This window comes from uncultured Shewanella sp., assembly GCF_947491715.1.
In the GTDB taxonomy this organism is placed as follows: domain Bacteria; phylum Pseudomonadota; class Gammaproteobacteria; order Enterobacterales; family Shewanellaceae; genus Shewanella.
This window is the reverse complement of sequence record NZ_CANLKR010000013.1, coordinates 26,220-38,465: the sequence shown is the minus strand read 5'-3', so window position 1 is coordinate 38,465 and position 12,246 is coordinate 26,220. Positions and strand designations below refer to the sequence as shown.

At 37.7% G+C, this 12,246-nt stretch carries 10 protein-coding genes, 1 pseudogene and 1 riboswitch; of the genes and pseudogenes, 4 read left to right on the top strand and 7 right to left on the bottom strand.

Annotated features, from left to right (window positions below):
• Window positions 1-48: 48 nt before the first annotated feature.
• Window positions 49-765 (bottom strand): two-component system response regulator ArcA, encoded by a 717-nt coding sequence (gene arcA / locus Q0779_RS10885; RefSeq protein WP_298772520.1) that lies wholly within the window; start codon window positions 763-765, stop codon window positions 49-51.
• 585 nt (window positions 766-1,350) lie between these two features.
• Between arcA and Q0779_RS10880 the strand changes: the two genes are divergently transcribed.
• From Q0779_RS10880 to Q0779_RS10870, 3 genes are all read left to right on the top strand, one after another.
• The gene (locus Q0779_RS10880) at window positions 1,351-1,773 is read left to right on the top strand and encodes a DUF3293 domain-containing protein (protein ID WP_298772518.1); all 423 of its coding nucleotides are present in this window, start codon (window positions 1,351-1,353) and stop codon (window positions 1,771-1,773) included.
• A gap of 206 nt (window positions 1,774-1,979) precedes the next feature.
• A riboswitch (Lysine riboswitch) is annotated at window positions 1,980-2,172 on the top strand.
• 141 nt (window positions 2,173-2,313) lie between these two features.
• A complete protein-coding gene (gene lysC, locus Q0779_RS10875; RefSeq protein WP_298772516.1) occupies window positions 2,314-3,678 on the top strand; it encodes a lysine-sensitive aspartokinase 3 in 1,365 nt (454 codons plus the stop codon).
• A gap of 20 nt (window positions 3,679-3,698) precedes the next feature.
• Entirely contained in the window at window positions 3,699-4,817 is a 1,119-nt protein-coding gene (locus tag Q0779_RS10870) for a succinylglutamate desuccinylase/aspartoacylase family protein (RefSeq protein ID WP_298772514.1), read from the top strand.
• Window positions 4,818-4,890: 73 nt separating this feature from the next.
• Here Q0779_RS10870 and Q0779_RS10865 read toward each other — a convergent pair whose 3' ends face one another.
• From Q0779_RS10865 to Q0779_RS10845, 6 genes and pseudogenes are all read right to left on the bottom strand, one after another.
• A complete protein-coding gene (locus Q0779_RS10865; protein WP_298772512.1) occupies window positions 4,891-6,096 on the bottom strand; it encodes a NupC/NupG family nucleoside CNT transporter in 1,206 nt (401 codons plus the stop codon).
• A 218-nt stretch (window positions 6,097-6,314) separates the two neighbouring features.
• Window positions 6,315-7,253 (bottom strand): LysR family transcriptional regulator, encoded by a 939-nt coding sequence (locus Q0779_RS10860; protein ID WP_298772511.1) that lies wholly within the window; start codon window positions 7,251-7,253, stop codon window positions 6,315-6,317.
• An 87-nt stretch (window positions 7,254-7,340) separates the two neighbouring features.
• Entirely contained in the window at window positions 7,341-8,099 is a 759-nt protein-coding gene (locus tag Q0779_RS10855; RefSeq protein WP_298772510.1) for an amidohydrolase family protein, read from the bottom strand.
• 423 nt (window positions 8,100-8,522) lie between these two features.
• Window positions 8,523-8,840 (bottom strand): annotated as a pseudogene (locus Q0779_RS24010) (aminotransferase class V-fold PLP-dependent enzyme); the annotation flags it as partial.
• Window positions 8,841-8,905: 65 nt separating this feature from the next.
• Entirely contained in the window at window positions 8,906-10,006 is a 1,101-nt protein-coding gene (locus tag Q0779_RS10850; RefSeq protein WP_298772508.1) for an SDR family oxidoreductase, read from the bottom strand.
• A gap of 78 nt (window positions 10,007-10,084) precedes the next feature.
• On the bottom strand, window positions 10,085-10,891 hold the full coding sequence (locus tag Q0779_RS10845; protein WP_298772506.1) for a ferritin-like domain-containing protein: 807 nt from the start codon (window positions 10,889-10,891) through the stop codon (window positions 10,085-10,087).
• A gap of 509 nt (window positions 10,892-11,400) precedes the next feature.
• Between Q0779_RS10845 and Q0779_RS10840 the strand changes: the two genes are divergently transcribed.
• Window positions 11,401-12,240, top strand: a complete 840-nt coding sequence (locus tag Q0779_RS10840; protein ID WP_298772504.1) for a methyltransferase domain-containing protein — start codon at window positions 11,401-11,403, stop codon at window positions 12,238-12,240.
• Window positions 12,241-12,246: the final 6 nt, after the last annotated feature.

The window sequence follows — 12,246 nt, the reverse complement described above, 5'->3', positions numbered from 1 at the left end:
TTTTTAGTGATGAATAAAGAAGTGATTATTCAGCTGTTATTTTTTATGTTACTCGTCTAAGGTACCGCAGAAACGGTAACCTTCACCGTGGATAGTGGCAATGATTTCTGGTGTATCAGGAAGACTTTCGAAATGTTTACGAATGCGGCGAATAGTCACGTCAACAGTACGGTCATGAGGCTTTAATTCACGTCCAGTCATTTTCATCAACAAGTCGGCACGACTTAAAATTTTACCAGGGTTTTCAACAAAGTGAAGCATAGCTCTGAACTCACTACGCGGTAATTTATATGATTCACCTTGTGGACTGACTAAAGAACGGCTATTGATTTCAAGACTCCATCCATTGAAACGATAATATTCAACGGCACTTTTCTCTTCAGACTCTTCTCCCGTACTATTGACGCGAGTTAATAAGTTACGTGCACGAATGGTCAGTTCACGAGGGTTGAAAGGTTTAGTGATGTAATCATCGGCACCGATTTCAAGACCTAGGATTTTATCGACTTCATTATCTCGACCCGTTAGGAAGATAAGACCGATATTATTAATTTCACGTAATTCTCGCGCTAATAGTAATCCGTTTTTGCCTGGTAAGTTGATATCCATGACAACTAAATTAACTTTGTTTTCTTGCATCGCTTTATGCATTTCAGCGCCATCATTGGCTTCACTTACCACATATCCTTCAGCTTCAAAAATACTTCTTAGCGTGTTTCGGGTTACAGCTTCATCTTCAACGATCAGAATGTGCGGGTTTTGCATATTAATTTACCTAATTTCTGTCAATCTATTCTAACCATGAGCGCCTGCTACTTAAAATGCGCCCGAGCTCATTATGCTAACAATTTACTGTTTCAAGACTAATCTTTCTCTGTAATTGTTCTTGAAACGGTAACATACCTTCTATTGAGTAAAGTATGGGTATCTCACAAAAGAAAATGTGAACTGTATTACTGCTACTTTGAGAAACAAAAGTAAAGAAAAGTTCCTTAGCAATTGTTTTTTTTTAAAGTTTAAATGTTAATTTAAGCATAATTTACATTTAATACAAGAATACAGTGATACAGCCAATACTTAATTTTATTCTTTTAGATACTCGTAACTTTTGTACCCCAAATAGCATTAAGTTGACTGGCTTACATTTCTATTGTACTCGTTTTAGGCATTTGTTAACAAATAAAATGTTAAAAAAAACTGATTTAATCTGGATGGAAAACGTTTTTTTTGATGTAACTTATTGATTAATAATAATTGTAAATCTAAAATTTAATTGGCCCAACCTCTTGGGTGGTTATAAAGTGCACAATTGCTATAATTAAACAGGTTTAATTATAAAAATATATTATTATGAATAGCTTAGTTAATAATCTATGGCAGTGTTATCAAGAAACTGAATTCTTCTTTACTCAAGCGCTTTCTCCTCAATTATCCTTTGCTATTATTACTGCACACAACCCCAAAGGGGTCATTTTATCGTCGAGTCAAAATAGGCTATTAGATAAAAAACTGCAAAATGAACTTGAACATTTGGGGTTACTCTATCGCGAAATCATGGGAGCATCAGTGGATTTGTGCCATATGGAGAAGAGTTGGGCGATAGCAGTGGAAAGAGAAATAGGGGTAGAAATTGGGCTTAAGTTTAATCAAAACGCCATTTATTACGTTGAAACGGATATGCTTAAACTTATACCTTGCCTTTTTCAAAAAAAAGAAATTTGTTTGGGGTCATTTTCTAAAAAAATGAAATTGGTATCTGAATTACCAGAATAAAATGGATGGAAGTCAATCTATTTTAATGAGTGTTAATTTTACTTTGAGTTAATTCTTTATTTTGTTTGCTCACTTGTTTGTTGTTGGTTTCATTGTGTAAATATATTGTTTATTTTTATTTTTGTTTTTTATACTTTTTTATTTACATTGACTTTATCTTATTGCATTTGATATTTATTATGCCTATTAGATCCTATAAAGATTTAAGTTACAGAAGAGGAGCGTTAACTAGGTAGTAAGTTATGGGTGAACTAACACCAAAGATAACTTATGAGGGAGATTAGCGCCGAGGTAATGAATATTTAGTGGTGTTTATTATCGGTTGTTCAGGCTGAATCCTGTCAATTGTCACCTATACTCAATAATTTGGGTATAACTGGGTGGAGGGCTTCTGGTGATGATCGCTATTTCCCGATTTCGAGAAACTCGTCTTACACCAGGCTCTTCGAACAATATTAAGTTCGGAGCTTTTTTCATGTTGGCTGTGTGGTTTATTTTTTATTCTCTCTTTTCTTGCCGTTTGACTATGGAGAGAAAAGCATGTCTTTAATCGTTGCTAAATTTGGTGGAACCTCAGTGGCTGATTATGATGCAATGCATCGTTGCGCCAGTATTATTATTGATAATCCTCAAACTCGACTTGTGGTCGTGAGCGCCTCCAGTGGTGTGACTAATTTGCTGGTTGAATTGACACAAGCGGATACAGGATCTGAAAGACGACAAACGTTAATTCAACAAATTTCTGTTATTCAGCATCAAATTTTAGAGAAGCTTGGCTTTCCAAGTGGAGTTGTTGCGCATATTGAAGCAGTGCTTGAGCGTATTAAAACATTGAGTGAGCAATTATTCATGCAGCGTTCGAAAGCTGTGATGGATGAATTGTTAGCCCAAGGAGAGCAGTGTTCATCTGTCTTATTTGCGGCAGTATTAAGGGAAAAAGGGGCTAAAGCCAGTGCCTTTGATGTTAGAAATATACTGAGAACCGATAGCTTTTTTGGGCGGGCAGAGCCGCAAATAGAGCATATTTCAGAACTGACTCAAGCACAGTTAGCCCCTAAATTAATTGAAGAAGTTATAGTGACGCAAGGTTTTATTGGGGCTGATTACCAAGGCTATACAACGACCTTAGGTCGAGGGGGAAGTGATTATTCAGCGGCTTTATTAGCTGAGGCGTTACAGGCGGATGCGGTACAAATTTGGACGGATGTGGCAGGCATTTATACCACAGATCCAAGGCTTGCTCCTAACGCTCGTCCCATTAAGGAAATTAGCTTTAATGAAGCGGCTGAAATGGCGACATTTGGTGCTAAGGTATTGCATCCGGCAACTATTCTACCTGCTGTGAGACAAAAAATTCAGGTCTTTGTGGGGTCGAGCTGGGCGCCGGAGAAAGGCGGCACTTGGATTCGACATCAAGTGAATGCTGAACCCGTTTATCGTGCTGTTGCCGTTAGGCGAGATCAAACCTTATTGAATTTACATAGCTTGCAAATGTTACATGCTCAGGGGTTTTTAGCTGAAACCTTTGCGACTTTAGCCAGACATAAAATCAGTGTCGATCTCATTACTACCTCAGAGGTCAATGTAGCGCTAACCCTTGATAAAACCGGATCGGATTCCAGCGGTCATGGCCTATTGAATGAGTCTCTATTACAAGAGCTTTCTCAACACAGCCGTGTGAGAGTTGAAGAGCACTTAGCTTTGATTGCGATAGTGGGCAATAAAATTGCGACAACAGCTGGAGTATGTCGCCGTGTATTTGAAGTTTTAGAGCCACATAATGTGCGAATGATCTGTCAAGGAGCCAGTCCACATAATTTATGTGTTCTCGTTGCAGAGTCAGAAGCTGCGCAGGTGGTTAATGCGTTGCATCAAGATCTCTTTGAAACACAAGAAGTCGCTTAAAGGCACTTTAGGAGCGAGTGATGAAGTATCGCCAAACACAGTTAACAGTAGGAGAGCTTGCCACAGGCCAACCGCTAACTGTGCCGATTTTCGAATTTAAAGGGCGAGATAGTAGTGCGCCAGCGGTGTTTATTCAAGCCAATGTGCATGGTGCTGAAGTGCAAGGTAATGCGGTTATTTATCAATTAATGTCAATGCTTGAGCAATTTGATATTTTAGGTGATATTCGGTTGTTGCCTTTAGCCAATCCACTGGGCATTAATCAGAAAAGCGGCGAGTTTACGTTAGGGCGATTCGATCCTATTACTGGTGTGAATTGGAATAGGGAATACCAAGCACCTTTGATTGATATCCCCAAATGGGTTGAGGCGCATAAAGATTTAGATAGCGCATCATTTATCCAAGCTTATCGAGCAACACTTATCGGGATCTGTGAAGAAGCTTTGGATAATGAGTGGGGGCTGAGTACGGGTAAACGTTTGGCATTAAACCTTCAAGCTTTGGCGTTGGATTCTGAAATTGTCTTGGATTTACATACTGGCCCTAAGTCGTGTAAGCATTTGTATTGCCCTGAATATGATATTAACGCTGCGCGCTATTTTTCTATTCCTTATACTTTAGTGATGCCAAATGAGTTTGGTGGAGCAATGGACGAATCTATTTTTTGTCCTTGGTGGCAATTAAGCGATTACTTGCAATCACAAGAAATAAATTTTGATATACCCATGTCAGCTTTTACGTTAGAGCTGGGAAGCCAAGAGTATGTTGATTTGGCGGAAGCGAAAATTGATGCTAAGGGGATTTTGGCCTATTTAAGCCATCGAGGTGTGATTAAAGATACAGTTCTGCCAGAGCAGATGCCAAGATACGCGTGTTATTTGAAAGATTATAAAAAGTATCATGCGCCTTTATCTGGATTGGTTGAATATAAAGCGCCTTTAGGAAGAGTGTTACCCGCAGGCGGGGTATTGGCGAATATACTCAGGCTTGATTTATATGGTACAGAGCAAGCTTTAACGCCATTGTCTTTAGAGCATACTTGCGTGCCTCTTTTACATTTTGCTTCGGCATCAGTTCATCAAGGAACTGAGTTGTATAAAGTGATGACGCAAGTGTTTGAGTTGTCCTATTTAACCTAGAGCTTCTGCTCAACATGTTTTTTGCTTAGCGTATTGTATAAAATGGGCATCGTATTGATGCCCATTTTATGGGCTAAAGAGACAGAATGAATCCAGCAATGGCTGCGCTCATTAGGTTCGCGAGAACGCCTGCCGTGATCGCACGAAAACCATAGGTCGATATGAAGCTGCGTCTTTCAGGAATGAGGCTACCTAATCCGCCGATTAAAATGGCCATGGTTGAGATATTGGCAAAGCCACATAATGCAAAGGTTGCAATGGCGACAGAATGGGGAGCGAGTTGATCTTTGATATCGATTAACTGAATAAAAGCCACAAATTCATTGACGATAATTTTATTACCAATTAACGAACCAGCCATAATGGCATCATGCCAAGGAATGCCCAGCAGCCAAGCCACTGGAGCGAATAAATAGCCTAAAATCAGTTGAAAGCTTAATTGCATACCAAATAAATCACCAACATAGCCCAGCATGCCATTTAATAATGCAATGACCCCGACAAAAGCGAGTAAGGTTGCACCCACTGCGACAGCAATTCTCAAACCAGACATTGCTCCATCGGCTAAGGCCTCAACTACATTGGTGGCTCTTGGTATTTCAACGGAGGTGATTTCATCTTGATGTTGCTCGCTTTTGTGTGGCGGGAAGAGCATTTTAGCCATCAATAACCCCGCAGGCGCAGACATGAAAGCGGCTGCAATGAGATAGTTTAAATCCACACCTATGGCTGCGTAACCGACCATAGTGCCGCCAGCTACAGAGGCCAGTCCGCAGGTCATGACAGCAAAGAATTGCGAGTCACTCATTTTTTTCAAGTAAGGCTTGATAACCAAAGGGGCTTCTATGAGGCCAACAAAAATATTGGCTGTAGCAGATAAGGATTCAGCACGTCCAGTGCCGAGTAATCTTTGTAGTCCGCCCCCAATGATATTAATCACTTTTGGCATTAACCCAATATGATAAAGGCCTGAAATTAAAGCGGAAAAAAAGATAATAATGCCGAGTACATTAATTGCGAAGACAAATCCAACATTGCCTGTTGCTAAGCCACCAAACACAAAGTTAATGCCTTCTTGTCCATAATTAATGACACTTGATACCCCGTGAGTGGCGCTATCGAGTACCGCTTTGCCTGCAGGAATATAAAGCACTAATAATGCAAAGGTTACTTGTAAAATAAAAGCTAATGTGACAGTACGAATGGGAATGTGTCGACGATTATTGGATAACAGCCAAGCAACCAGCAAAATGACAGCAATACCAAGCAAGGATATCATGGAAACCTCAATAAGTAATATAAAGAAAGGCGCATTCTAGGCTTATAAAGTGATCATGCAATCTTACTTTATGAATTAAATGTAATGAGAAATTATTCTGTTTATTTTTGAATTTTTTTATCATTTATTTACATTAACTTACATGTATTTAATGGTTTTTATTTTCCATATGGAAATAATATTTTTCTCCTTAAAAAATAAATTGATCACGTGTTGGCTTATATTTTTACGTAAGATCGTAAGTGAGTATCCCAATATGGCTCATGACCGATATGTTTTTTAAAGAAGTTTAAAGCGGCTGATGTTTTTTTAGGTAAATGTTTACGGCTGGGGTACACGGCATAGAAAGGCATGTGTTGACAGGCTTTCCAGTTTGGTAAAAGTTGTACTAATTGGCCATTACGGAATTCATTCTGCAGTAAATAACTGGCTAGATAAGCAACTCCCCAGCCTGAGATGGCTGCATCTCGAACCGCTTCTGCTAAATCGACACGGTAATTACCTGAAACTTTAATGCACAGGTTTTCATCATACTTGGAGAAAGCCCAGTGATGATAATTTCTCAGACTACTTTGATAAATTAGACAATTGTGTTGCAGTAGATCATTGGGATGATGAGGCGGCTCATGATTAATAAGGTAATGTGGGGATGCAGCTAAAATAAAGCGGGTATTGGCCAATCGTTGTGCGACATAACCTTCGGGGATTTCTTCAAAATTAGTCAACCAAAGATCAAGGTTTTCTTCTAACATATTGGCTTTGTGATCGAATAAACGGATCTCGACCGTTAATTCGGGGTATTGCTGACGTAGTTTGTCTATGGCAGGAATGATATGTAATGTGCCAAATGATTGTGATACACCTAACCTGAGTACGCCTGAGACATCGTCTCGTGCACCATCCATTAATAAGTTTGCTTCTTTTATATGATAAATAATTTGTTCGCAATGATGAGAAAAGCGCTGGCCTGCTTCTGTTAATGTGAAGCTACGTGTCGTACGCTGGACCAATTTTATATTGAGGTCGTTTTCGAGTAGAGATAATTGTTTACTGACATGAGAGGTGGATACTTGAAGATTTTCTGCCGCTTTGGTAAAACTGCCAACCTTTACTAAGGTATGAAATATGACCATTTGACTGGCTCTGTCTTGGATCATTTAAGAGCTCTCTATCCAGTAAAGTGTATATTCAATAGTAGAGTATGACAATTTTTTGTATAAATACCTATGCGCATTTTGGCGAAGTTAAGGAAGTCGATAAAATGTTTTGGCATTACCGCTAAATACATTTTGGGCGGCGCTTTCGCCCAGTGTATCTATAACAGTGAAGAAATCGTCGTCTTTATAGGGGCGCGGTGCACGGGTAGAAGGCATGTCAGTACCAAACATGAGCGCACTTGGGTTGGCCAAATAGAGATTTTTTAATGCATTTTTGATATTAAAATCAACTCTTCCAAAGCCAGTGGCTTTGACTTTAATACCTTGTTCAACCAGTTTCAGTAAGGTTGGATACCCTGCTTTACTGAGCCCTAAATGATCAATGCTGACGGCGGGAAGTGAAATGATCTGTGAATATAACGGCGGTAAATCTTGACTGTCTATGTACAATTCAATATGCCAACCAACGAGGTCATAAACACGGTGAGCCATACGACTTAAGTGGGTGATGTCCTCTGAACCGCCCCGCTTCAAATTAAAACGTAAAGCATGAATGCCAGCTTTATTGAGTTGGATGATCGCTTCATCCTTTGTATCGACTGGGAGTTGAGTGACACCGACGAAATTTGGCCCTAATTGTGTCAGTGCATCTATTAAGTAGCTTTGATTAAAGCCTTGAAAAGAGCCAGAGACGATGGCTCCACCGCAAACCTGATACTGACTGGTTCGATGACGATAATCTGCCACGGTAAAAGAGTCGGGTAAATAACCTTGATTGGGAATTAAAGGGTACTTGTTATCAATGATGTGAAAATGGCTATCAAATAGTAGTAGAGAATCTAGCATCAATGACTCCTTAAGGAAGCCGATATTCTCCTATAATAGTGGATCTGTTAAGTGGGTCAACTTTCTTTAACACTACTTTCTATTTGTCAATTCTCTGATGATTTTGTTTACTGATTTTTCTCCAGGCAATTAATCCCCCTGTGAGTACGTGAATATGTCGAAAACCGGCATGAGACAATTAGTATGTGAATATCATGGCTTTCATTCCAGAATAACAAATTAAAATGAGTTTATCGTTTTTATCAAAAGTGCGTATGATAGACTGACAATTAACAGCATTATACTCATGAGAGTTCGGAATGCTTTCCATCGACAGCCTTTCTAATTGACTTCGAATATCGAGTAGACAACAATCCGTTTTTTGTAAGAATGTATCATCAATATGTTGAGGAGGTATTAGGGTAATATTTTGTATGTAAGTGTCTAAGAAAGTATGTGATTTTTTATGAAATACTTGATCTCTTTTTCAGTTGTTTGTGTGGATAAACTGACTCGTATAGTTTCATTGATTTGTTTTTTATTTAATCCTATAGCAATGAGTACATGTGACGCTGTAGAAGGGGTACTGCAGCATGCTGAGTCAGTGGATATGCAAATATGATGATGATCTAAAAATGCGATAAGGCTTTGTTTGTCTATATTTGGAATGGTAATACTGAGTGTATTATTAAGCGTGTTTTTGTGTTTAGCATTAAACGTTATTCCTCTATTCATTGATGTTAATTTTTCTTTTAATGACTGCTGGAGAAAGTGGCGTCGTTACATTGTTGTCTAAATACACTGTTCGTTTGAAGTTAAACATACTATTAGAGATTAAGTAAGGTTGATTGCTTAACAAAGCTATTTTGACAGCGTAAGAGGGAGGTCAAAGTGACATCATTTATTTCAATCCCTTTGGCTTGTATTTTTTGGCTTGAAGTTGTTTCAAAAAACCAAGAAGCAGTTGCTATTTCGGTATTGGTTTTTATTAAGTTAAAAAACATTCTTTCTTTTCTGGATAGTTTGCTTAGTGGGAGAGAGTCATAATCATCATAGTAGGAAATGGATTTGGGTTTGAGTACTCGCTTAAACCACAAATCGACAGCATCACGATAACTGGGTAACGTGCTTGATTCAGAAACAATATTAACGTGTGTGTTCACTGGTAATGTTTCTATTGCTGCAAATAGCATATTTTCAAAGCTATCACAATGAACTAATTGGAGCTTTTTTCCATTGGCGACATAATGCCAGTTCGCAATATAGTGGTTATGAAAAAGCTTCTCCATTAACATCCATTGTTGATAAAGACCGTAACGTTTACCTCTATAATAGCCTGTTTTACTGTGCCCAATGACAATGGAGGGACGCATAATGAAATAAGGTATTCCACTTTGTTCAACTAAAGTTTCTGCATGACGTTTTGATGTGACATATGCAGTAGGATCTTTAAAGGGAGGACAACAGGCTTGCTCTAAAATGGGCATATCTTTGTAGCCAGATGAAAAAGCAGTTGATACATAGATAAATTGTTGAGCGTGACAGCGCTTAGCAAGTTGGATAAGATTACTTGTGTATTGCACATTACCAATGTGTAATTGCTCTGTGTCGAAGTAATCAACATTACCTGCTGCATGAAAAATGGCATCAATTACGCCTATTTTTTGTTCAACCCCCCCAGGTAAGCTTTCTCCTGGTTGAGAGACAAATATTGGCGTAACTCTATCCCATTGATTGTTATCTATGGAAATATCACTATTTTTAAGATAATCTTCTACATTATTTTTGAGTTGTTGTAGTTCTGCTCCTGGGCGTAATAACATGATAATGTCACACTGATAATCGGCTAGCAGTCGAGATAAGATAATATGACCTAGAAAGCCTGAAGCGCCAGTAAGAAGGATTTTGTTATAACGTTCGCTTTTCATATTACCTCTTCGAATATTTGTCCTAAGTGGATGATAGGCTTAATTAATGTTGATTACTGGTTTGAGTAACAACAGCATTTAGCAACAGCATTGCTGCTGCATTGCAGAATCTTTGTTGTTAAACCCTGCAACATTTAACATTAATCGGCTAATGACCTCTGGTTCAACGCCAGCTTCATCGAGCGTTTCCATATACCGGTCAAGCGCATTTAACCTTAATGTGTCGAAATCGAGACCAATTTCTTCAGGGCCAAAGGTACCGCATTCTACATTCATTTCACTGCACAGAGAATCACACCCATTACGGATTAAATTATAAACTTGGGGTAATACTTTATCATTGACTTCACTTAACTTTTCATAGGTAAGCGTTTTGTTCTTGCGTAGATTATCTTTGAGGTAATTGATCCCAGAGTCGACGTGCTCTAGTTCATCGGCTAGAATGCGTTTTGTCACTTTTGCGGTGATATTATCCACTTCAGAACCTTCACCTGACATGGTTTGGTAGAGTACAATCGCCATACTTTCTAAGACTATTTCTTGAGCAAGAAAGCAACTCATATAATCATTGTTATTTGCTTTTTCTTTGATAAAAGCAAGAATATTTTCCCATTCAGGTTCGATTATACGATTAACAAAAGGGACATTAAGTTGTTTAGCTAACTTTTCTAGCATATCAGCATGCATTAGCTCTTCTTGGCCTTCTTTTAATAGCATCTTCATTTCGATCCTATTTCCTGTTAAAAGGGACATTTGAGCGTAAGCTTTTGCCGCGACAATTTCTCCTGCAATTGCACTGGAAATTAAGTAGCCAATTAAATGACGGTATTTCTGTTTAGACAGCAATTCTTGGGATAAATTTGCATCAGGATCTGATGTGTTCATTTCAACCTCCTTTTAGACTACTTTTCTACTTAAACGACTTATTTAAACAATGATGGTGAATAAAGTTTGGATGGTTAATAAAGTATGTAGATACTATACATTAAAATAATGTAATAACCGCATAACCCCATTCTTTTTCATACTAACTTTCATACTTGTCTAATACTTTTTTAATACTTAAAAGACATTTTCTGGTTGAAAATGTATTAAAACTAATACTAAACTAATACCAAAATATCGATTGTTTTTGTAAAATCATACTTGCATTGTTAATGAGTTAATTTTAGTTTTATCTGTTTTTACATTGGTTTTATTAGGTTTTAATTTTTTGTTACCTTCATAAATAATATACTGGGTTGAAAATTTATTCAGTAAAACTAAAATGTAACTTCAGATGATAAGTTAACTAACGCATTAAAATATTTCTAAGCGAATAATATGAGGAAGAGAATTTATAATTTAATAATGGGGATGTTTCTTTAGACAAACAAATTAAGAGGTTGATTAATATGCAGCATAAAAAGGATAGCTTTGATAAAGATTCAATTAGAAATGCATATGCAAGCGCACTCTCCACACATTCATCTTTTAGTGAGAATGGAAGGGTAATTGCCACGGAAAGTGATGCTATTTTATCTCTTTCAGGATACTCTATTGATGGACTTGCTGATATTGATAGTCAAATATTAGAGCATAATTTTTCTTGTGGTAACCCCATTGATATTGCCAAAATTAAAGAAGGAGAAACAGTACTTGATTTAGGTTGTGGTACTGGACTGGATGTTATTCTTGCAGCTGAAAAAGTGGGACAAGATGGGCGAGTTATAGGCATTGATATGACTGATGAGATGTTGTCTATTGCGCAAAAAAAAGTTGATAGTTTGCAACTTAACAATGTTGAGTTGAAGAATGCGTTAATTGAGGCTATTCCACTTGATAATATGAGTGTCGATAGAGTGATTTCCAACTGTGTGATTAACTTATCGACAGATAAAGGTAAAGTCATGGGGGAAGTCTATAGAGTGTTAAAACCAACTGGAAGTATTTCATTTAGTGATATAGTCATTGATGAGAATATTCCTAATTGGATATTAAAACAAGCGGCCTTATATGCAACTTGTGTGTCTGGTGCAACTCAACTTGAACATTATTTAAAAATTATGAAATCCGTTGGTTTTAAAAATTGCAAAGTGATGGGATTTAAAACTTATACAAGTGAAGAGTTACTATCTGTACTTGATTTAGAAGCGACAGAAATAAAAAAAGGTGTAGGGGATTTTATGTTTAACCGAATGTTGAATGCCGTTTCAGGAAATATTCATAGTGTACACCTTTATGCTGAAAAATAGTCTTTT